Source organism: Paraburkholderia sediminicola (assembly GCF_046026895.1).
Classification (GTDB): domain Bacteria; phylum Pseudomonadota; class Gammaproteobacteria; order Burkholderiales; family Burkholderiaceae; genus Paraburkholderia; species Paraburkholderia sediminicola_C.
Genome location: NZ_JAQQEU010000010.1, coordinates 76,740 through 98,139, shown reverse-complemented (window position 1 = coordinate 98,139; position 21,400 = coordinate 76,740). Strand labels below are relative to the sequence as shown.

General features: G+C 65.1%; 23 protein-coding genes and 1 riboswitch. Of the genes, 11 read left to right on the top strand and 12 right to left on the bottom strand.

Annotated elements, in window-relative coordinates; genetic code table 11:
* Window positions 1-347 precede the first annotated feature (347 nt).
* From PQR02_RS09905 to PQR02_RS09885, 5 genes are all read right to left on the bottom strand, one after another.
* Entirely contained in the window at window positions 348-1,946 is a 1,599-nt protein-coding gene (locus PQR02_RS09905) for an L-lactate permease (RefSeq protein ID WP_408229062.1), read from the bottom strand.
* 305 nt (window positions 1,947-2,251) lie between these two features.
* Entirely contained in the window at window positions 2,252-2,701 is a 450-nt protein-coding gene (locus PQR02_RS09900; RefSeq protein ID WP_408229059.1) for a hypothetical protein, read from the bottom strand.
* Window positions 2,702-2,907: 206 nt separating this feature from the next.
* Window positions 2,908-3,120: a YMGG-like glycine zipper-containing protein gene (locus PQR02_RS09895; protein ID WP_408229056.1), complete on the bottom strand. Its 213-nt coding sequence runs from the start codon at window positions 3,118-3,120 to the stop codon at window positions 2,908-2,910.
* Window positions 3,121-3,408: 288 nt separating this feature from the next.
* Window positions 3,409-5,340, bottom strand: a complete 1,932-nt coding sequence (gene thiC / locus PQR02_RS09890; protein ID WP_408229053.1) for a phosphomethylpyrimidine synthase ThiC — start codon at window positions 5,338-5,340, stop codon at window positions 3,409-3,411.
* Window positions 5,341-5,470: 130 nt separating this feature from the next.
* A riboswitch (TPP riboswitch) is annotated at window positions 5,471-5,589 on the bottom strand.
* 175 nt (window positions 5,590-5,764) lie between these two features.
* Window positions 5,765-6,175 (bottom strand): GreA/GreB family elongation factor, encoded by a 411-nt coding sequence (locus PQR02_RS09885; protein ID WP_408229050.1) that lies wholly within the window; start codon window positions 6,173-6,175, stop codon window positions 5,765-5,767.
* Between the two features lie 531 nt (window positions 6,176-6,706).
* On the opposite strand from PQR02_RS09885, the gene PQR02_RS09880 reads away from it, so the two are divergent.
* The 5 genes from PQR02_RS09880 to PQR02_RS09860 all read left to right on the top strand — a co-directional run bounded on the left by PQR02_RS09880 (window position 6,707) and on the right by PQR02_RS09860 (window position 10,725).
* Window positions 6,707-7,549 (top strand): DUF1223 domain-containing protein, encoded by an 843-nt coding sequence (locus tag PQR02_RS09880; RefSeq protein WP_408229047.1) that lies wholly within the window; start codon window positions 6,707-6,709, stop codon window positions 7,547-7,549.
* A gap of 50 nt (window positions 7,550-7,599) precedes the next feature.
* Entirely contained in the window at window positions 7,600-8,238 is a 639-nt protein-coding gene (locus tag PQR02_RS09875) for a cytochrome b/b6 domain-containing protein (RefSeq protein WP_408229044.1), read from the top strand.
* A 34-nt stretch (window positions 8,239-8,272) separates the two neighbouring features.
* Entirely contained in the window at window positions 8,273-9,064 is a 792-nt protein-coding gene (locus PQR02_RS09870) for a molybdopterin-dependent oxidoreductase (RefSeq protein WP_408229041.1), read from the top strand.
* A 124-nt stretch (window positions 9,065-9,188) separates the two neighbouring features.
* Window positions 9,189-9,416, top strand: coding sequence for a pentapeptide MXKDX repeat protein (locus tag PQR02_RS09865; RefSeq protein ID WP_408229038.1), 228 nt, complete (start codon window positions 9,189-9,191; stop codon window positions 9,414-9,416).
* A 367-nt stretch (window positions 9,417-9,783) separates the two neighbouring features.
* The gene (locus tag PQR02_RS09860; protein ID WP_408229035.1) at window positions 9,784-10,725 is read left to right on the top strand and encodes an EamA family transporter; all 942 of its coding nucleotides are present in this window, start codon (window positions 9,784-9,786) and stop codon (window positions 10,723-10,725) included.
* A 32-nt stretch (window positions 10,726-10,757) separates the two neighbouring features.
* On the opposite strand, the gene PQR02_RS09855 is transcribed toward PQR02_RS09860, so the two are convergent.
* On the bottom strand, window positions 10,758-10,952 hold the full coding sequence (locus PQR02_RS09855) for a hypothetical protein (RefSeq protein WP_408229231.1): 195 nt from the start codon (window positions 10,950-10,952) through the stop codon (window positions 10,758-10,760).
* A gap of 420 nt (window positions 10,953-11,372) precedes the next feature.
* On the opposite strand from PQR02_RS09855, the gene PQR02_RS09850 reads away from it, so the two are divergent.
* A complete protein-coding gene (locus tag PQR02_RS09850; RefSeq protein ID WP_408229032.1) occupies window positions 11,373-12,167 on the top strand; it encodes a DUF4397 domain-containing protein in 795 nt (264 codons plus the stop codon).
* 238 nt (window positions 12,168-12,405) lie between these two features.
* Here the strand turns inward: PQR02_RS09850 and PQR02_RS09845 are convergent, their stop codons facing one another.
* Both PQR02_RS09845 and PQR02_RS09840 read right to left on the bottom strand, forming a co-directional pair.
* Complete coding sequence (locus tag PQR02_RS09845) at window positions 12,406-12,543, bottom strand: entericidin A/B family lipoprotein (protein WP_149668347.1); 138 nt, start codon at window positions 12,541-12,543, stop codon at window positions 12,406-12,408.
* 229 nt (window positions 12,544-12,772) lie between these two features.
* Window positions 12,773-14,242 carry a sensor histidine kinase gene (locus tag PQR02_RS09840; protein WP_408229029.1) on the bottom strand — a complete coding sequence of 490 codons (1,470 nt, stop codon included), beginning with the start codon at window positions 14,240-14,242 and terminating at the stop codon, window positions 12,773-12,775.
* Window positions 14,243-14,524: 282 nt separating this feature from the next.
* Between PQR02_RS09840 and PQR02_RS09835 the strand changes: the two genes are divergently transcribed.
* The 5 genes from PQR02_RS09835 to PQR02_RS09815 all read left to right on the top strand — a co-directional run bounded on the left by PQR02_RS09835 (window position 14,525) and on the right by PQR02_RS09815 (window position 16,920).
* A complete protein-coding gene (locus tag PQR02_RS09835) occupies window positions 14,525-14,701 on the top strand; it encodes a DUF1328 domain-containing protein (RefSeq protein WP_408229026.1) in 177 nt (58 codons plus the stop codon).
* A 93-nt stretch (window positions 14,702-14,794) separates the two neighbouring features.
* Window positions 14,795-14,956, top strand: a complete 162-nt coding sequence (locus tag PQR02_RS09830) for a DUF1328 domain-containing protein (protein WP_006052455.1) — start codon at window positions 14,795-14,797, stop codon at window positions 14,954-14,956.
* Between the two features lie 108 nt (window positions 14,957-15,064).
* Window positions 15,065-15,637 (top strand): ferritin-like domain-containing protein, encoded by a 573-nt coding sequence (locus PQR02_RS09825; RefSeq protein ID WP_408229023.1) that lies wholly within the window; start codon window positions 15,065-15,067, stop codon window positions 15,635-15,637.
* Window positions 15,638-15,838: 201 nt separating this feature from the next.
* A complete protein-coding gene (locus PQR02_RS09820) occupies window positions 15,839-16,471 on the top strand; it encodes a response regulator (protein WP_408229020.1) in 633 nt (210 codons plus the stop codon).
* Window positions 16,472-16,491: 20 nt separating this feature from the next.
* Complete coding sequence (locus PQR02_RS09815) at window positions 16,492-16,920, top strand: response regulator (RefSeq protein ID WP_408229018.1); 429 nt, start codon at window positions 16,492-16,494, stop codon at window positions 16,918-16,920.
* A gap of 37 nt (window positions 16,921-16,957) precedes the next feature.
* On the opposite strand, the gene PQR02_RS09810 is transcribed toward PQR02_RS09815, so the two are convergent.
* From PQR02_RS09810 to PQR02_RS09795, 4 genes are all read right to left on the bottom strand, one after another.
* Window positions 16,958-18,163, bottom strand: coding sequence for an MFS transporter (locus tag PQR02_RS09810; RefSeq protein ID WP_408229015.1), 1,206 nt, complete (start codon window positions 18,161-18,163; stop codon window positions 16,958-16,960).
* Between the two features lie 318 nt (window positions 18,164-18,481).
* A complete protein-coding gene (locus PQR02_RS09805; protein ID WP_408229012.1) occupies window positions 18,482-19,309 on the bottom strand; it encodes a phosphodiesterase in 828 nt (275 codons plus the stop codon).
* Window positions 19,310-19,361: 52 nt separating this feature from the next.
* On the bottom strand, window positions 19,362-20,435 hold the full coding sequence (locus PQR02_RS09800) for an ABC transporter ATP-binding protein (protein ID WP_408229009.1): 1,074 nt from the start codon (window positions 20,433-20,435) through the stop codon (window positions 19,362-19,364).
* On the bottom strand, window positions 20,432-21,385 hold the full coding sequence (locus PQR02_RS09795; protein WP_408229006.1) for an ABC transporter permease: 954 nt from the start codon (window positions 21,383-21,385) through the stop codon (window positions 20,432-20,434). Before PQR02_RS09795 ends, PQR02_RS09800 begins: the two co-directional genes overlap by 4 nt.
* Between the last annotated feature and the right edge of the window lie 15 nt (window positions 21,386-21,400).

Sequence of the window (21,400 nt, the reverse complement as noted above, 5' to 3'; positions counted from 1 at the left end):
AGCGCGATTGATCGAAACGTTTCAGGTTGGAATGAAACGGCAAGATTCGGGAGATCGTGGCGTCCGGTGCTGGTGATCGTAAGCGTTGGGGGCTTTTAAGCAAAACGAGCAATTCTGACGCTGATGTGAGAAAAATTTCCCTATGCGGACTTGGGAAAGTGAAGAAGTGTAAGCGGGGGGCTTGTGCGCCGCCGCATAGCGTGAATTATTTTGGGGCAGCGCGCGCTTGAACGCAAGCCATCAGCCCGCGTCCCTGTCGGCGCACCACGCCCAACTTGCGCGAGTCGGCGTGTAGGCCAGCGGCGTGGGCAACCCCTGCAAGCCGCCGGGCTGAAGCAGGCGCAGCCTCAATGCGGAATCATCCACTGCAGGAAGTTCTGCTGCGCCCAGACCAGCAACCCGAGCAGCACCGTCAGTAGAATCGAGTGCTTGAAGGTTTTCGCGAACACTACCCCTTCCTTGCCTTTGAGTTCGGTGGTCGCCACGCCCGTCGAGATGTTTTGCGGCGAGATCATCTTGCCCATCACGCCGCCCGATGAGTTGGTCGCCGCCATCAGCACCGGACTGAGGTTCAACTGGTTGGCCGCCACCACCTGCAGATTGCCGAACAGCGCGTTGCCGGACGTATCGCTGCCGGACAGGAACACCGCGACCCAGCCGAGGAACGCCGACACCAGCGGAAAGAACGGGCCGACCGAGGCCACGCCCAGGCCGAGCGTATAGGTGAGCCCCGAGTAGTTCATCAGATACGCAAGGCCGACAATCGTCGCCACCGTCAGAATGGCGATGCGTGTCTGCACCCAGGTATCGGCGATTGCCTTGCCGAATTCGCGCGCGCTCAGGCCGACCACGAACGTGGTGATGAGCGCCGCGACCAGGATCGCCGTGCCGGTGGCAAGCGGCTGAAAGTCCCACACCGCGGCGTAAGGCGTGTTGTACAGCGTGACGAAGACGGCCTTGTCGAGCCCCGGCCACGGCACCTTCACGTCGCCGATCGTGAAAACCTTCGCGACGGTCCAGATGATCACCACCACCGACACGATGAGCCACGGATACCATCCCTGGCCGCCGCCGATCTTGCCGCGCACGTCGCCGACGCGGTCGATGTTGACCGCGAACTTCGGATCGGCGGCCGGCTTCCAGACGCGCAGGAAAGCAATCGTCACCACCAGCGACACCAGCGACGACAGCACGTCGGTCAGGCTGTAATTCACATAGTTGGATGCGACGAACTGCGTCAGCGCGAAGCTCGCGCCCGATACCAGCAGCACCGGCCACACGCGCAGCATGTTGCGAAAGCCCGCATACACGCCCATCACGTAAAAGGGCAGCAGGAACGCGAAAAACGGCAACTGGCGGCCGACCATTTTGGCGAGCAGGTCGGACGGCAGATGGGTGACCGCACCGAGCACGGTGATCGGCACGCCGAGCGCGCCGAACGCGACGGGCGCCGTATTGAAGATCAGCGTGAAGGTGAGCGCTTCGAGCGTCGGAAAGCCGAGCATGATCAGCAGCGAACTGGTGATCGCGACCGGCGTGCCGAAGCCGGAAATCCCTTCGAGCAGCGCGCCGAACGAAAAGCCGACTACGACCAGCACGACGCGCCGGTCGTTCGGCAGGTTGTCGATCATCCACATGCGGAAGGCCGCGAAACGGCCCGAGCGCTGCGCGATGTTGTAAAGCAGGATCGCGGTGAACACGATCCACATGACCGGCCAGCACGCGAACACCGCGCCGGCGAACACCGAGTTGAGCGCGAGCCCGACCGGAAACTGCCACACCAGGATCGCCACCACCAGCCCGACGATCAGGCCCGCGAGCGACGCCTGCCAGGCCGGCCGGCGCGCCCAGCCGAGCAGCGCCAGCACCACGATGATCGGCAGCGCGGCGACGAGAAACGATGGGAAAAGCGAATTGCCGACCGGGGTCAGTAGTTGGTGGAACATCACGTCTCCTTGGCTTTTGTTCGAAGCGGCGCGGCACGGTGGCTGACGGGCGCGTCGCTCTGGCAGGACGGATGAGTGGCGACGGAACGTGTGGGACCCGCGACGCTTATTTAAACGCGTGCTGACGAAACTTTCCAAGGATAGAGGCCCGGACGGGCACGTCAAGCAGGGAAACTACGGGAGCCGGGCCGAGGCGGGCGGCGCGAGGGGACGTGATGTGGCCGCGGCGGCGCATCTTCGAAGGCGTGCGCCTGGCGTGCCGGATGAGGGCGGCCGGGCCGAGTGGCAGAACTGGTTCGCGAGATTCAGTGCCCGTGATGGTGTCCCCAGCCGCCGCCCCAATACCCGCCGATGCCGATTGCGATCGACGGCCCGTAGTAGCCGGGATACCCGTAGTAGGCCGGGTAAACCGGCGGCGGATAGTAGACAGGATAGGGTGGCGCGACATAAACGGGCGGCGGAGCCGCTACCGCATACGTCGGGCTTTGCTGTTGCGCTTGCGCCTGCTGCTGTTGTTGCGGATCGGATGGATCGGTCGATCCAGCTACGTTCTGCTGGGCCGCTGTTGCGGGGACTGTCGCGTAGTAGGGCGAATAATAGCCGGACGGATAGTAGCCGTACGGGTAATAACAGCCCGATAACGTCAGCACGCAGACGACTGCGCCGAACGCAACACCAGTTCGAGACAAGCGTGCAAAGCCGCGCGGCGGCCACTGGCTCGCCGCGCGAGAGGGGTTGATGACGCGGGACTTCATGACGCGCTCCTGGTTGAACCGACGCCGCTGGCCGCGACGTATTGATGAGCTTACGCTCCCGCAGCGCGAACTCGGTTGCAAATCCGTAACGGCGTATTTCACGTCACTACAACGCGGCTTTGAAGCGCCTGTGAACGAAATTTGAGGTGAAGCTTGGATCGCGCCGCTACCCGCGTCATTCACTGCATTCACACCGCGCTCACGGGCTACTTCCCAATCTGATTCCCGATAATGCCGCCAGCCGCCGCACCGCCGATCGTCGACAGCGCATTGCCCCCGATCGCCGCGCCCGCGGCGCCGCCTACGCCCGCCCCGATTGCCGTATCGCGTTGCCGCGTAGTCATTCCGTCACATGCTGAGAGTCCCGCGACAAGCGCAACAAGGGTTGCAAGCGTACCGATTTGACGAATCGATTTCATGATGCTGACTCCGGTTGGTGTAATTGGACGTGGTCATCGAAATGGGACAAAACCCCGGGACAGAACGCCTGTCCATGCATTTGATCCTAGCCGCGCGGCCCGTATCCAGATGTGTGCGCTTGTCAGCGGACTGACGGCTTCGTAATCAAAAGTTTACCCAGTCCTAGCATGCAGCGTGCCCGTTCGCCTGCAACGAAAAAGCCCGCCAGTGGCGGGCTTCGATGCTGCGCTGCGAAGGCGTGGCGGACCGGATGGCGTAAATGCGATACCCGATCCGCGGACCTTACCTTACTGCCGCTGATAAATCTCAGCGCCTTTCTTCATGAACTCGATCGACTTCACTTCCATGCCTTTCTTCAGCGCTTCGTCGTCGGTGACGCCTTGCTGCGCAGCGAATTCGCGCACGTCCTGCGTGATCTTCATCGAGCAGAAGTGCGGGCCGCACATCGAGCAGAAATGCGCGACCTTGGCCGAATCCTTCGGCAGCGTTTCGTCGTGGAATTCGCGTGCCTTGTCCGGGTCGAGGCCGAGATTGAACTGATCTTCCCAGCGGAATTCGAAGCGCGCTTTCGACAGCGCGTTGTCGCGCACCTGCGCGCCCGGATGGCCCTTCGCCAGATCGGCGGCGTGCGCGGCGAGCTTGTAGGTGATGATGCCGGTCTTGACGTCGTCCTTGTTCGGCAAGCCAAGGTGCTCCTTCGGCGTGACGTAGCAGAGCATCGCCGTGCCGAACCATCCGATCATCGCCGCGCCGATGCCCGACGTGATGTGGTCGTAGCCCGGCGCGATGTCGGTGGTGAGCGGTCCGAGCGTGTAGAACGGCGCTTCGTCGCACCACTCCAGCTGCAGGTCCATGTTCTCCTTGATCAACTGCATCGGCACGTGGCCGGGGCCTTCGATCATCGTCTGCACGTCGTGCTTCCACGCGATCTGCGTGAGTTCGCCGAGCGTCTTCAGCTCGCCGAGCTGCGCTTCGTCATTCGCGTCGTAGATCGAGCCGGGGCGCAGGCCGTCGCCGAGCGAGAAGGCCACGTCATACGCCTTCATGATTTCGCAGATGTCTTCGAAATGCTCGTACAGGAAGCTTTCCTTGTGATGCGCGAGACACCACTTCGCCATGATCGAGCCGCCGCGCGAGACGATGCCGGTCATGCGCTTTGCGGTGAGCGGCACGTATTGCAAACGCACGCCCGCGTGGATCGTGAAGTAGTCGACGCCCTGTTCGGCCTGTTCGATGAGGGTGTCGCGGAAGATCTCCCACGTCAGGTCTTCGGCCTTGCCATTGACCTTTTCGAGCGCCTGATAGATGGGCACCGTGCCGATCGGCACCGGGCTGTTGCGGATGATCCACTCGCGCGTTTCATGAATGTGCTTGCCGGTCGACAGGTCCATCACCGTGTCGCCGCCCCAGCGGATCGCCCACGTCATCTTGTCGACTTCCTCGCCGATGGAAGAAGTCACCGCCGAATTGCCGATGTTCGCATTCACCTTCACCAGGAAGTTGCGGCCGATGATCATCGGTTCGCTCTCCGGGTGATTGATGTTGTTCGGGATGATCGCGCGGCCGCGCGCCACTTCCTCGCGCACGAACTCCGGTGTGATCGCGGTGAGACCGTTCGGACCGAACGCGCTCGCGCCGAACGCCTGGCCCGGGTGCTGGCGGCCCATCATCGCGGCGAGCTTTTCGCCGTTCGGGCCGCTTGCCTTCACGCTCGCGAGATATTCGGCGCGGCGCTGGTTCTCGCGAATCGCGATGTATTCCATTTCCGGTGTGATGATGCCTTGCTTCGCGTAATGCATTTGCGACACGTTCTTGCCGGCGAGCGCGCGGCGCGGCGTGCGGTGCAGGCCCGGAAAGCGCAACTCGGCGGTCGCGGGGTCGGCGGCGCGCTCGCGGCTGAAGTCGCTCGACAGACCCGTCAGCGCTTCCGTGTCGCCGCGCTCTTCGATCCACGCCTGGCGCAGCGCGGGCAGACCCGCCCGGATGTCGATCTTCGCGTCCGGATCGGAGTAGGGGCCCGACGTATCGTAGACATAGACGGGCGGATTCTTTTCGCCGCCGAAGCTGTCGGGCGTGTCGGCTTGCGAGACTTCGCGCATCGGCACGCGGATGTCGGGTCGCGAGCCGCTCACGTAAACCTTGCGGGAATTCGGCAGCGGCGCGACAGCGGCTTCATCGACGTGAGCGTCGGCGGAAAGGAATTTCGGATTGGCGTTCAAGCGTATCTCCTTGTCGACCAGAGTTCGCGCCTTGGCGCGTGACTCGGGTCTCATGGCGTTGTGGGGCCGCTAAGCAGGAGACGAGACGGAAGTAGTCGGAGATCGCGAGAGGTGAGGCAATGGAGCTGGAGTGCGAAATCCGCACGCTTCCCTGCGCTGGCATTATCCAGATCAGGTTCAAAGGGTATTTCTCACCCGCGCGGCACGGACCTCCAACCCCCGTGCGACGCAGGACCCCCGCGTTAGCAGCGCACACGATACACCGCCGGCCCGCTGCTTGGCAACCCGTCCGGATGAATTGGACGGCACATTGGGGCGCGGCGCGCAATGGCCTATGCTGGTTGTAACGGCGTGGTCAGGCGCGCGGCGGCAGACGTGGTTGCACCATGCCGCACGCCGGTTTTGCTCGGCCGGAGCGCGTCGCTCACCGCGAGAAATCGTCGGCGGCTTCGGGCTGATACAGGATTCTGTCGATCTTCAGCACCTTCTGCGTGCCGCTCGGCGGCGTGAAGCTGATGCGCTCGCCGCGCTTCGCGCCGAGCAAGGCGAGGCCCGCCGGCGAGAACACGTTCAGGCGGCCCTGCGCGAAGTCCGCATTGGGCGGATAGACCACGGTCCACGTCATCTGCTCGCCGCTGGCTTCGTCGATCAGCGTGGCCTGCGAATTCATCGTCACGACGCTCGCCGGAATCTCGCGCGAATCGACGATCACGGCGCGCTCGAGAACGTCGTCGAGCATCTCCTGCAGCTTCGCATCCGCGCCGGGCGCGGCTGCGTGCTTTTCCAGACGGGCGACGTCGAGTTCGGTCAGGTAACAGGTTTTCGTCTTTTTCACGACGGGTACTCCAATTCGATCTGCATGGAAGGAAACTGCGTGCGGATGAGATCGGCCCGGAGCCCGACGATGCGGCCAGGGCTATGGAGCAGGCAGCGTTAGATCGGGCGCCGGGCGGCGGGAAGCGGGAGCGTTCGTGACCGCTCGCCGGCCCCTTGCGCCGCGAAGTCCGCGCACGCGCACCCGGTTGCGCGTCGCGGGCGCAAGCGGGTAAGGGCACGGGAAGTCGGAAAGCGCATCGAGGTAGCTGCCAGTTTCGGAGGAGTATTGGTGAAGTGTAGGGCGTCGCTTGAAAGCTTGATGTTTAGCGATCGAAAGAATGATGTTAGCACGCGCTCGCAGCTGCCTTTTCAATGTGTTCACGTGACGCGCTCAAGCCTACCGTAAAAGTATCGTTGCCGGGTCTCCAGCGAAAAGTCCAGGCCAAGGACGTCGCGGCCCGTCGGTCGAGCGCCGGAAAAAAATCCGCACGTGGCTGTCATAACCCGCCGGGCGGCTCGACCAACGTGCAGATCCTCACCGGAGCACGTCATGCGAACCGCGCCTGACCGCCGACATCATCGGAATTTTCTTCGAGCCTTCGCGCTCGTCATCGCATTGGGCGCCTGCTTTGCCAGCGCACTCGCGAGCGCGGCCGGGGCTGCCTGCAGTGCGCGCAGCCCCGCTCATCGCGTGGCGCTGGTGGAGCTTTACAGCAGCGAGGGCTGCAATAGCTGTCCGCCCGCCGATCACTGGCTGAGTCAGTGGAAAAGCAACGGCGCGACGCAAGGCATCGTGCCGTTGGCGCTGCACGTGGACTACTGGAACAGCCTCGGCTGGACCGACCGCTTTTCGCAGCATCGCTTCACCGAACGCCAGCAGACGCTGACCGGTCTCGCGGGCGGCCACACCGTCTACACGCCGGAAATTTTCGTCGCGGGCCGCGAGCTGCGCGACTGGTCGCGCTCCGATAGTTTCCAGAGCCGCGTCGCCAAGCTCGTCGCCGAACCGGCGCAGGCTCACGTCGCGCTGCAACTGACGCCGCAGGCGAAGGGAGCGTTCGACGTCGCTGCGCAATTCGCGAGCAACGCCGCCCAGGCCGCGGGCGCGTTGAACGGCTATCTCGCGGTCTATGAGAACTCGCTGACTTCGCACGTCGGCGCCGGCGAAAACAGCGGCGTCACGCTGCACCACGAGCGGGTCGTGCGGCAATGGATCGGCCCGGTGCCGCTCGTCGGCGGCAACGCGCAGATTCGCCGCGTTTTACGCCTCGGCGAAGCCGATGCCGAGGCCAGTACCGATGCACCAGCCGGCCGCTTCGGCGTGGTGGCCTTCGTCGAAAACGACGCAACCGGCGACGTGCTGCAAGTGGCCGAACTGGCCGCGTGCGAGTGAGCGCAAACGTCGCGCAAACCCGGCGCGCGCGTGGCCCAGGAGACTTCCAGATGGCAACCCCTCATGCTCTTCACGACAGCGCGTCCCCGGCCGCGCCGAACATCCGAAACATTCATCCGCTGTGGCTGCGCATCACCCACTGGCTCAACGCGCTCGCGGCCATCGTGATGATGCTGTCGGGCTGGCGCATCTACGACGCGTCGCCGATCTTTCCGGCGTTCCGCTTTGCGCCGTGGCTCACGCTCGGCGGCTGGCTCGGCGGCGCGCTGCAATGGCACTTCGCGGCGATGTGGCTGCTGGTCTTCAACGGCCTGCTGTATCTCGCGCTGAATCTGGCGAGCGGGCGTTTCGTGCGCAAGTTCCTGCCGCTGTCGCCGGTCGCCGTGCTGCGCGACTTCATGGCCGCATTGACCGGCAAGCTCTCGCACGCGGATCTGCGCGAGTACAACGCGGTGCAGAAACTCGCCTACCTGTTCGCGATCTTCGATCTGATCGTGCTGGTGCTCTCGGGGCTGGCGATCTGGAAGTCGGTGCAATTTCCGCTGCTGCGCGAACTGATGGGCGGCTACGACAACGCGCGTGTCGTCCACTTTGCGGCGATGTCGCTGCTCGCCGCGTTCCTCGCGGTGCATCTGGCGATGGTGGCGCTCGTGCCGCGCTCGCTGCTGGCGATGCTGCGCGGACGATGAACCCCGCCCGCGCGAACGTTACGGATAACGAATCATGAACAAGCTCATTGGAAAACCCGCGCAGCCCGGCAAGTCCGGGCTCGACCGCGAAGCGATCCTGATCGACGCCTGGCGCGAACTCGCCATGCCGTCGCGGCGGCTGTTCGGCAAGCGGCTCTTGACGCTCGGCGGCCTGTCGATGCTGACCGGCTGCTCGCTGACCGACGACGAATCGGTGAACCGGTTTCTGACCGCCGTGTCGCGTCTGAACGACCGCGCGCAAGCCGCGCTGTTCGATCCGAAGCGGCTCGCACCGACCTACACCGAAGCGCAGCTCACCCGGCCGTTTCCATTCAATGCGTACTACGGCATCGACGAGGTGCCGCAGGTGGACGGTTCGGACTACAAGCTGACGGTGAGCGGCCTCGTCAGCGGGCAGCGCAGCTGGACGCTGCCGCAGTTGTACGCGCTGCCGCATGCCGAGCAGATCACGCGGCACATCTGCGTGGAAGGGTGGAGCGCGATCGGCCGCTGGGGCGGCACGCCGTTCGGCGATTTTCTGCGGCGCGTCGGCGCGGACACCAGCGCGAAGTACGTCGGCTTCAAATGCGCGGACGATTACTACGAAAGCATCGACATGCCGACCGCGCTGCATCCGCAGACGCTCCTCACCTTCTCGTACGACGGCGAGCAACTGCCCGCGAAATACGGCTTCCCGATGAAGCTGCGCATGCCGACCAAGCTCGGCTACAAGAATCCGAAGCACATCGTCGAGATGTTCGTGACCAACACGTTTCCTGGCGGCTATTGGGTCGACCAGGGCTACAACTGGTTCGGAGGCTCCTGACGCGCGGGCCGGGCGCAGGGGCGAGCCGGTCCGGCCGCCCGCACCCGGTCCCACGGGGCAGCGACTTCGGAAATACGCCGGCGCGAGCCGGTTCTGATTCATCCACAACCCACGGAGTCATCCCATGAAAAAGTTCGCAATCGCAGCACTGGCCGTTGCTTTGCTGACCAGCGGCGGGGCCGCGTTCGCGCAGGCAAGCGGCACGATGTCCAACGATTCGATGTCGAAAGATGCGATGTCCAAAGACAGCATGTCGAAGGACGCAATGAAAAAGGACACGATGAAGCACGACAAGATGAAGAAGGGCGGCGACGCCATGAAGCATGAAGCATCGGGGGCGATGTCCAACTGAGCCCGGCTGCCGGCGCCGTCCGCATCTTGCGGTGAGGGGGCGCCGGCTGCTGCCGGAAAGCCGGAGCGAGTTCCCGGCTTTTCTGTTGCAAGTACGCCAAAAAGTTACGATTCTTCCGCGCGACGCGGTGGGCGCTTACTGCATAATGCGATGCGCGCCGAACCTTGCGGCGCGTGTTCGCCGTGGCCGGTTTCCAGCCGGCTGCCGCGGCGTTGTGGCCCCATTGGCCATCTATCGTTTGCCCGTTCCACCGACATGTCCGCCAGCCTCGCCCGTCAGATCGCATCGCCGATGCGGTGTCCGTCATCCCGCCATAGGGTCTTTCGCGGGGGCGCCACACCCCGAGCGGCCGCGGCGGGTTGAACGCATGTCGCTGCAACGCTCAAGCTTTTTTTCGCGCGCTTTTCCGAATGGTTTGCCGATCCGTCTGCCGCGCTCGCGCAGCGGCCAGATCGCTCTGGCGCTCGCCGTCGTCTATCTCGTGTGGGGCTCGACGTATCTCGCCGTGCACGTCGCCCTCGGTTCGTTTCCACCGTTGCTGATGTCCGGGCTGCGCAACCTGTTTGCGGGCATCGGGCTGTTCGTGTTCGCCGTGCGCCGCAAGCCCGTCTGGCCGAGCGCCGCCGAGATTCGCAGTGCCGGGCTGGTCGGCACGATGCTGGTGGGGTTGTCGAGCGGCATGCTGGCTTACGGGATGCGCACCGTCGGCACCGGCACCGCTGCCGTGATGGTCGCGACCGTGCCGCTGTTCGCGACCGTGATCGCGGCCGTCGCGGGGCGCAAGATCGGCCGTGGCGAGTGGTTCGCGGTCGGCCTCGGCCTCGTCGGCATCGCGATCCTGAGTCACGGCGACAGCGCGCCGGGCTCGGCGGGAGGCAGCCTGGCGATCCTGTGCGGCGCGCTGTTCTGGGCAGGCGGCGCGCATCTGGCCGGGCGTCTGAAACTGCCGTCGGACCTGTTTCTGTCGACCGCGCTGCAGATCGGACTCGGCGGCGCAATATCGACGCTGGTCGCGTGGAGCTCGGGCGAACGCATGCTCGATGTGCATTTCCTGCCCGTGCTCGCGTTCATCTATCTGATGCTGATCGGGACGATGGCCGCCTATGTCGCGTATGGTTTTCTGATCCGCCATACGAGCCCGATCATCGCGAGCAGCTGCATGTACGTGAATCCGGTGGTCGCTGTGGCGCTGGGGGCGCTGCTGCTCGGCGAACCGGTTACGCGGTCGACGGTGCTCGCGACCGTCGTGATTCTGGTGAGCGTGGGTTTGTCTTTCTGGTTCGATTACAGGAAGAAGGGGCTTGCTTGAGGTTCGCTTGAGCCGCGCTTGCCCCGCGGCCTCTAAAGCGCTGCCGCCACTTCCGCGCCTTCGGGGATCGCCCGCTTCGCGTCCAGCTCGGTGGCGACCTTCGCACCGCCGATCACCCCGACCCCGCCTTTCGCGCGCTCGCGGAGATACGCGGCCAGCTGCGGGCAATGCCGGAAGCGGTCCTCGATGCCGGTGTGCATCGAACCCATCACCACGCGGTTGCGCAAGCGGGTGAACCCGAGTCGAGTTCGGCGAGTAAGTGTTGGTAAGGCATGCAGGGGCCGTGTAGGGATTGGACGCGCACGAACGAGACACCGCAGGCCGGGCCAGGCCGCCGAGGAAAAATTCTAAACACCCTAACCCGTTGCTCCGTAAGACATTCATCAGTCGTCTTTAGCCAGATGGAGCAGGGCGGCACACGCATTGCTCATTGGCGATCGTCCATCGACACGGACCGCGCCGCAGGGAGAAACACGTGCAACGAGGCGCGATGCGTGGCGGGGATAGGGAGGGAGCGACCGTCTCGAAGCGCCGCCCGGCACCGCTCAAACGATCAACGAACACTGTGCCGGACGGCGCGAGGTCCGCAGCGGGACGCTCACAAAATCAATGGGTCGAGAGCCCGAACATCGAGATAGGTGAACACAATGAAAATGATCCGAACCATGGCGGCCGTGGTGGCCGTCGCATCCGTTCTGAGCGCCTGCGGTGGCGGCTCCGACGACGTAGGCAAGGAACTCGGGCTGACCAATCCGGAGATCCATTTCGTTCACGCGATTCCGAGCGGTCCGGCCGTGGACTTCCTCGTGAACGGCAGCGCGCCTTCAGGGCAGACGAACATCGGCTATAAAGGCGTGACGAACCTCACCAATATCAACACGGGCTCGACCACGGTCGCTTACGCGGCGACCGGCACCAAGACCGCGCTCGCGAGCGGCAGTTTCCCGGACGTCGCCAAGGGCCACGAATACACGGTGCTGGCCTTGCCGGGTGTCGCCGCGCCGGACATCGGCCTGATCGACGATCCGTTCGACAAGGGGCTGCTATCGAATAGCGCGCGGGTGCGCGGCTTCAACGCGTCGGCGAATGCGAGCAACCTCGACCTGTACCTGGTGCAGTCCACCTCCACCGACATCACCCACGTCTCGCCGACGATGGCGGGCGTGTCGTTCAAGAACGCGGTGCCGGCGAGCGGCCAGGATTCGATCTACGTGTCCGGCGGCCAATATGTGCTGATCGCCACCGCGGCCGGCAGCAAGACGCCGATCTTCCAGTCGCCATCGTTCACGCTGTCGAACAATGCCGACTGGCTGGTCACGTCGGTGCCGATCGCCAGCGCCCTCAGCGCACTCGTGCCAGGGCAGATCCATTTGCTGATCGTGCAGAACGGCAACACCATCACGCCGAGCGTCGAGTTGTCGAATACGCTCACGGGGCAATAAGTTCGCGGCAAGGCAGGCGCGCCGGTGCCGGAGTCGCACCCAATAAACGACAAGTCCTGGGGAGGACGGAGCGGCGATCCACGCAAGTGGGTCGCCGTTTTGTTTTGGCGTGCGCGGGTGCGCGAAATCTTTCGGCGTCCGTAAAAAAAGCCCGCCGCAGTTTCCCGCGACGGGCTGTCGAATCCCCGCACGGCCCGGCGCCGCGAGGCGCCGTCCGTTCGAGCAAACGCAAGCGGACTTACTTGGCCTTTTCAGCCGAGTTCGTGATGGCGTTGCCACCCTTCGAAATATCCTCGCCGGCGCCGGCCATCGTGTTGCAACCGGCGAGCGCGGCGGCCGAGCCTGCAATGAGAAGCAAAGCGATCAGTCGAGTCATCATGGAGGTTCTCCCTGTCGAGTATGTATCGGCGAATGTGCCCGCGTTGTACCGCACGCGCTAGCTTGTCGTCCGACCGGGGCTTACGCCAGTCGATCCGGTCTGATTGCATGGTAAAAAAAGGGCGGGGACCGCGCTGTCAGTTGCGTGGAGATTTTGTCGTAGGCGCCGTCCGGTGTTTGCGTCGGCGCAGTCCTACAACCGCATTCACCGGATGCCGCCAGGCTTGCTAGACCGGCGTTCGCGATGGCGTCGCCGGCGGCAGATCGACCGAAGGCGTGGCGGTGCTGACGCTCGGCATCACCACCTCGATCTCGGTGCCGTTCGGCACGCCGCGCCGGATATCGAAGCGTCCGCCATGCGCGGCGACCCGCTGGCGCATGCCGAGCAGCCCATGCGTATGGGTGCGCTTCAGATCGGCCGGCATGATGCCGACGCCGTTGTCGGCGATATGCAGCGCCACCTGGCCGTCGCCGACCTGCAACGCGATCGACACCTTCGAGGCCCGTGCGTACTTCGCCGCGTTCGTCAGCGACTCCTGCGCGACGCGAAAGAGGGCGATCTCCGTTTGCTCGTCGAGCTGGATGTCGTCGGCGGGCAGGTGCAGTTCGAGGGTCCAGTTGTTGCGCTGCGCGGCTTCGACGGCGAGCGTGCGCAGCGCGGTGACGAGCCCGAAGTTCGCCAGCACCGTGGGCCGCATGTCTTCGATGATGCGGCGCTTGAGCGCAATGCCCTGGTCGAGATTGGCGAGCGCGCGTTTGAGTTTCTCGGCGATGTCGGGCGCGCTGTCCTTCAGCTTGCGGTGGGCCCACGCCACGTCCATCTTGCTGGCGGTCAGGATCGCGCCGAGTTCGTCATGCAGTTCGCGCGCGAGTTGGGTCTTTTCGTTTTCGCTGACCGCCTGCAAGTGCCAGCCGAGCGCTTCGAGCTGGCGGGTGCGCTCGTTGACGAGTTGGTCGAGTCCTTCCTGCTGCGTGATCAGCTGACGCTGTACGCGCGCCTGCCGGTCGATCTGGATGCCGAGGTTGCGAAACAGCAGAATGAATAGCACGATATTCAGCGCCGACAGGCCCGCTGCGCACAGCGTCGAGATGCGCTGGTCGGCGCGGCTCGCGGCGAGCGCGTGCTGCGCGCGGCGTTCCTCGTTGTCGCGCAGCAGCGTGAGCGTGCTGTCGATCAGCGACGCATCGGCCGGATCGACGGCGCCTGGAGCGCCGCACGCGCCGAGATCGAGCGGATGAGGCGCCGCGCGCTGCAGCGCGGCGGCGCCCGCGCCGATGCGCGCTTCGATCAGCGCGACGATCTGCGTGAAGCTCGCGAGTTCGGCGCTGTCGGCGCGGCCGCTGCGATAGAAGTGATCCAGTTGCCCGGTGCTCTGACGAATGCGCGCGGCGCTCGCGCAAAAAGCATGGGCGGACGCGTCGTCCTTCGTCAGAAGAAAATGGTTTTCCTGCGCGCTCAGACGCGATAGCTGACTGGCGAGCGTGCTTAGTTGCACGGTGACATCGCGCGCTTCGAGCGCGGTTTCGTATTCGGCGGCAATGCGCTCGCGCGCAGTCTCGAGAATCACCAGGCCGCCCACCGTAATCACGATCGCCACCGTCATCGCGATCGCCCAGCTGCGGTTGCGCATCCAGCCGCTCAGTCGCGCTGCGGCGCCTGGGTGCTGCGCGGTCGGCTCGGTCTGGACATTCGGCACGTTGGGCTCCTCGGATGGGGCATCAGTGTAGCGTGCGCCGCGTTTGGCGTTGCCGGTGGCGTTGCGTTTGCTGCGCCGCGCTTGAGTGTCGCCGTCGCACCGCCACCAGACAGCCATCGCGGGGATCTTACCGGCGTAGCCGTTGCGCGCCGCGTAACGCTGCCGTAATCCAATGTAAGCGGATTCTCACACGAAAACCGGCGTGCGTCGGAATGCGCTGGGCGCGGCCGCCCGCTACGATGGACCTGATCGTTCGATTCATCGTTTAAGGAGGAAGCCATCATGTTGAAGTGGGCGTTGTTCTTCGCCGTCGTGGCCGTGATCGCGGGTCTCCTCGGCTTTACCGGCATCGCGGCCGGCGCTGCGGCAATCGCGAAGTTCCTGTTCGTCGTGTTCGTGATTCTGTGCGTGGTGTTCCTCGTGCTGGGCTTTGTCGTGACCAAAAAAATCATCGATTAGCGCCGTCCGTCGAACGGGTTGCGCGCCGCGCGTCGCTTCGGACAAAACGAGCGCTGCGCTTTTCGCCGATACCAACAGAAAGGGAGAGTCGCCATGCTTCACTATGCCATCGTCTTTTTCGTGATTGCGATCATTGCCGCCGTGTTCGGTTTTACCGGCATCGCGGCCGGTGCGGCCGAAATCGCGAAGATCCTGTTTTATATCTTTCTCGTCGTGTTCGTGGTCACGTTGCTGCTTGGCGTGTTCCGAACGTAGGAGCACATCATTCCCGCAGTCATTCCCGCAGTCATTCCTTTGCCGGCGCATCAGGCGCGATTCGTGCCTGATGCGCAATTCCCCCCAATACGCTGAAGGAGAAATTCAATGACGACGCAATCTGGCGCCCAGGGCGGCGCCTCGCAATCGAGCGATCCGTTCGTGATGGACGTCAAGAAGATCCGCGAGGACGCGCGCAAGCACATGTCGGATGGTCCGGTCACGCAGACCTATGGCGCGGATCGCCAGACGGTGCTGAAGCTGCTCAACGACGCGCTGGCCACCGAAATCGTCTGCACGCTGCGTTACAAGCGCCATCACTTCATGGCCAAGGGCATCAACTCCGAGGCCGTGGCGGCGGAATTCGCGCAGCACGCCACGGAAGAACAGGAGCACGCCGACCGCATCGCCGAGCGCATCGTGCAACTAGGCGGCGAGCCGGACTTCGCGCCGGACGGTCTGAAGACGCGCTCGCATTCCGAATACAAGGAAGGCGACAGTCTGACGGACATGATCCGCGAGAACCTGGTCGCCGAGCGGATCGCGATCGACACCTATCGCGAGATCATCCGCTATCTCGGCGAGAAGGATGTGACGACGCGTCGTATGTTCGAAGATATTCTCGCGGTCGAAGAAGAGCATGCCGACGATATGGCGGATCTTCTGCAGGGCCGCGAATAACGCGCAAGCACGCACAGGCAGTGCGGACGGTGTGGCAGACGCGGGTGGGTCTGGACGTTTCCCGCGTCGCAGGCCGCGCCGGCCTGCGGCGCCTGCGCCCCAGCCTTCCGGCCTTCCGGCCAGCGCGCGGCATTGGCGCGTAGCCGGCGGTCATTACAATGTCTGCTTTGGAGCGTTTTCCACAGCAGGGGCACAGAGCCGATGATCCGAGTGTTGATAGCTGACGACCATGCGATCGTCCGAGGCGGTTTCAGGCAGTTCGTCGCCGACGAGCCGGATATGTGCGTCGCCGCTGAAGCCGCCACCGGCGACGAAACCATCAGCCTCGTGCGCGAGCAGGCGTTCGACGTGGTACTGCTCGACATCGCCATGCCGGACAAGAACGGCATCGACACGCTGCGCGTGATCAAGCAGGTGCGGCCGGAGCAGGGCGTGTTGATCCTGTCGGGCTACCCGGAGAGTCAGTATGCGATCAACCTGCTGCGCGCGGGCGCCAACGGTTATCTGAACAAGGACTGCGAGCCCGATGAAATCGTGCGGGCGATCCGCGCGGTGGCGCGTGGCCACCGCTACCTGTCGGAAGCGGTGGCCGACGCGCTCGCCGACAATCTCGACAAGCCGGCCGCCGGGCGGCCGCATGAAGCGCTGTCCGAGCGCGAGTTCCAGATTTTCTGCAAGCTCGCGGCGGGGCGCCTTCCCACCGAGATCGCGGAGGAGTTGCATCTGTCCGTGAAGACGGTGAGCACGTACCGCGCGCGCGTGCTGGAGAAGATGCGGTTGGCGAACAATGCCGATCTGACTTATTACGCGATCAAGAACGGCTTGATCGAATAACGGACGATCGAGATACCCCGATGAACAGCGAATCGAACCCCGTTGCCGAGCGAGCCAGCCATGCGCCGTTGCGCGTGTTGCTGATCGAGGATTCGCCGCTGATTCGCCGCAGCCTCGTGGAAGCGATCGACGCGTCCGGTTTGCTGCAGGTGTCCGCCTATGCCGATTCCGCCGATCAGGCGATCGCGCTGCTGAGCGATGAAGCCTTCGATGCGGTGATCGTCGACCTGCAGTTGAAGCAGGGCTCGGGCGCGCCGGTGCTGGCTTACTTGCAGCGTGAAGGGCTGATCGACTCGATGTTCGCGGCGGTGCTGACCAATCACGCGTTGCCCGCGTATCGGGAGCGCTGCGAACAGTATGGCGTGCGCCACTTCTACGACAAGTCGTTCGAGTTCGACCGGGTGATCGACGCGCTGCACGAGTATGCGTCCGCGCGAAGCGGCGGCTGAGCGCGGTGCGTGGACGCTGGGCCAGTGACCCCAGCCACTAATTCAACACTTCCGCGCGCGCCGGCAAGCGCAGATGGTTCCACGCCGCGAGTGCCGCGAACACGATCCCGGCCCCACTGACGCCGAGCCATCCGAAGGCCGGCCAGACGGCCGCGCCGACCCCCGAGCCCAGCGCTCCGCCAATGAAGTACGCGACCATGTACACCGTATTGACGCGGCTGCGCGCCTCGGGCTTCAGTGCGTAGATGCGTGACTGATTGGAAATCTGCGCGGCCTGCACGCCGATGTCGAGGACGATCACGCCGATCACCAGCCCGGCGATGCTCTTCGCCGACGCGCCGAACACGACGAACGCAATCGCCACCAGCACGATCGACACGGTAATGATCGCGCGCGGTCCGCGCCGGTCGGCGAACTTGCCGGCAAGCGGGGCGGCCAGCGCGCCCGCCGCGCCGACGATGCCGAACAGCCCCGCCGCCTGCGGGCCGAGATGAAACGGCGCGCCCGCCAGCAGCAGGGCCAGCACCGACCAGAAAATGCTGAACGCGGCGAACAGCGCCGCGCCGGTCAGCGACGCTTCACGCAGCGCGCGATGTTCGAGCACCAGATGCCACATCGACACCAGCAGCTTGCCGTAGGGCAGCGTCGAGGTCGGCTGGCTCCTGGGCAAACGCAGGATGATGACGACCGCCAGCGCCAGCAATGCGACGACGGACGCGCCGAACACCGTGCGCCAGCCGAAATATTCAGCGATCACGCCTGCGGCGGTCCGCGCCAGCAGGATGCCCAGCAGCAACCCGCTCATCACCATGCCGACCGCGTGGCCGCGCTGCGACGGCGGCGCGAGTTCGGCGGCGAACGGCACGGCCTGCTGCGCGATGGTGGCGAGTACGCCGATCGCCAGACTCGCGCCGATCAGCACGGTGAGCGTCGGAGCGGCGGCCGCCACGACCAGCGCCACGCACATGCCGGCGATCTGCAGCAGGATTAGACGGCGGCGGTCGAAGCGGTCGCCGAGCGGCGCCAGCAGCAGCATGCCGGCCGCGTAGCCGAGCTGCGTGACGGCCGGCACCGTGCCGACCCACGACGCGCTGGCCGGAAACGACTGGCGGAAGTTGTCGAGCAGCGGCTGGTTGTAGTAGATGTTCGCGACCGAGACGCCGGCAATGGTGGCGAGCAGAAACAGCAGGCCGCGCAACGACCGGTCGGCGGTAGCGGGATTGGAAGCGTCGGAAGTGGACATGAGAGCGGCTGAGCGATGGACCGGCCCATGCACGGTCCTCAAGCGTGCCGATCATACCGGAGCGGGGCGGATCGTGCTGACGGCCGCGACGCACGCGGGACGTGTCGGGCATTCGTCGGGCGTTGCTCGGGCAGGGGTCGAGCCACCGGCGCCTGGCCGCCCGGCGCTGACATATGGCGCGCGAGCGGCATCGCGGTCGCCATGACGCTCGACGGTTTTCGCGCAGGCCGTGCGAGCCGCCGCGCGCCCGGGATACCGTGTTTCAGGCGGTCCCCGCGCGCGGGGACGAGACCTTCATCGACGCGTGAGCGGACACGTTCAGTCGATCAACCCGCCTTCGGGTTCGTAAAACGGATAAGGTCCGTCGCCGGCATCCACATACGCGTGATGCGTGACGATGCCCGTCGCCGGATCGTAGCGATGCAGCGCATACGCGGGCGGCTCCATCACGAACGCCGATGGCGCGTTCTCGCGCAGATCGAGCCCGACCTGGTGCGCGGGCGACGGCACCGCCGACGCAATCGTGCCGCCAAAGCGCACGAATATCGGCCGATGCACGTGCCCGCAGATCACCCGCTCCACATTCGGATAACGCGCGATCAGCGCCGCGAGCCGGCCGGCCGCGACGGGGGCGAGGCGCAGTTCGTCCATATGCCCGATCCCGCAGACGAACGGCGGATGATGCAGCGCCACCACGGTCGGCTTGCCCCGGGCCGCATCGAGCTGCGCGGCGAGCCACGCGAGCCGTGCGTCGCACAGCGTGCCGGCACTTTGTCCCGGCACCATCGAATCGAGCGCGATCACGCGCAGCGCTCCGACATCGACTGCGTATTGCACGAACTCGCCACCGCTTTGCAATTCCTCACGCTCGGGGAACGCCGCGCGCAACGCCGCGCGGTCGTCGTGATTGCCGACCAGAAGGAAATAGGGGATCGCGAGCGGCGCGAGCAAAGTCTTCAAATGCGCGTACTGCTCCGGGTCGCCCTGGTCGACGAGATCGCCGGTGATGATCACCGCGCCGGGACGCGGTTCGAGCGCATTGAGCGCGGCGACGCAGCGCGCGAGATACGCGCCGGTATCGACCCGCCGGTAGGCGAGCGCGCCGGGCCGCTTGATATGCAGGTCGCTAATTTGAGCCAGCAGCATGGGGGGTCCTTTTCTATCTTTGTCTGTTGCGTCGGAACACGGCGCGGCGTCGCTACGATAGCGCGATCAGCGCGTCCCGCGCGATCGAGATGCCGACCGGCGTGCCACGCGCCAGCTCGACGCGGCCCGCGACGTCGATCAGCAACGGGTCCGGCGCCGCGCCGCCGATCGTCAAACGCGTGCGCTCGCCGAGAAACGCGCTGTCTTCGATGCGGCCGCGCAGGTGCGCGGTCGCCGGGTCGGCGAGCCATGCGTCCTCGGGACGGAAGAAAATCTCATGCCGCTGGTTTGGCGCGTTCGTCGTGTTCGACGGATTTGCTTCAGCGGGACCCGGCGGCAGCGGCACCGCGCCGCCGGTCGTCGTCAGCATGCCGCCGCGCCGTTCGCCCGCGAGCCGGTTGATGGTGCCGACGAACTGCGCGACGGTGCGGTTCGCCGGACGGTAGTAGATCTCGCGCGGCGAACCGATCTGCTCGATGCGTCCCGCACTCATCACGACGATGCGGTCGCCGAGCTCCATGGCCTCGGCCTGGTCGTGCGTCACGTAGACGGTCGTGATGCCCAGCTCGCGCAGCAGCGTATTCATCTCGCCGCGCAACGTGTCGCGCAAACGCGCGTCGAGCGCGGTCAGCGGTTCGTCGAGCAGCAGCACGCGCGGCTGTACCGCGAGCGCGCGCGCCAGCGCGACACGCTGACGCTGGCCGCCGGAAAGCTGATCGATCGGTTTGTCGGCGTGAGCGGTGAGACGCATCATGCCGAGCAGCTCGTCGACGCGTTGGCGCGCCGTGCCGGCCGGCACGCGTTTGATCTTCAAACCATAGCCGATGTTGCCGCGCACGTTCAGGTTGGGAAATAGCGCGTAGCTCTGGAACACCATGCCGACCTGGCGCTTCTCGATCGGCAACGCGGTGACGTCGTCGTCGCCGAATGCGACGTGACCGCCGGCGTCTGGCGCCTCCAGCCCCGCGATCAGCCGCAGGGTGGTGGTCTTGCCGCAGCCGGATGGGCCGAGCAGCACCAGGGTCTCGCCCGCGTCGATCTTCAGGTCGAGCGGTTCGAGCACGCGGGCGCCGCGAAACGTTTTCGCGCACTGCGTGAGCGTGATGGGAACGGAAGCGAGTTTCATGGCGTCGTGATGGACTCGGAAGAAGGCGTCGAAGCGGACAGTGAAGCGGGCTTCGCGGTAGAGAGGCCGCCGCGCTTTTTCGCCGCGCCGCGCTGGCCGGTCGCGTCGACGCCGAGCCATTGCATCGCGACGAGCAGGGGCATCGTCATGATGAAGAACAGGATCGTATATGCGCTGCCGATCTCGATGCGCAACGACGCGTAGGTGTCGGCGAGACCGACGGGCAGCGTCTTCGTCTCGGGCGTGTGCAGCATCCACGTGAGGTTGAATTCGCCGATCGACAGCGTCAGCACCGCCAGCGCGCCCGCGACGATGCCTGGCCGCGCGTTCGGCAGCACGATCGTCACGAAGCGTTGAAAGAAGCTTGCGCCGAGACTCGCCGCGCCTTCTTCGAGCGTGCGCAGGTCGCTGCTCGCGCAGATCGCGGCGACCGCGCGCACCATGAAGGGCAGCGTGAACACCACGTGCCCGACGACGATGAATGCGGCACTCATGCGCAACCGCGTGAAGCCGCCGTAGACCACCAGCAGCGCGAGCGCCGACGCGAGGCCGGGCAGCGCGATCGGCAGCACGAGACACTCTTCGATGATGCGCGAGAGCCGCGTCTTGCTGCGCGCGAGCACGTAGCCCGCGGGGACGCCGGTCAGCAGCGTGATGAGCAGGGTCGCCGCCGCCACTTCGAGCGACAGCCACACCGAGCCGTGATATTGCGTCCACACTTCGACGAGCCAGCGCAGCGTGAGTCCGCTGGAGAGGCCCTTGAAATAGTTGACCGTGAGCCCCGCCATGATCGACATGACGACCGGCACGATCAGAAACGCGCACAGCAGCAGCGTAACGAGCCATTGACCGGCGGCGAGCCAGGTGCGCGCGGCGGGCACGCGCCAGCGCGAGCGCTCGCTGTTGCGCGCGTGGGCTGCGGAGCGCGTGGAGGCAGTGATGAAGTTCATCGAAGTTTCATCTTC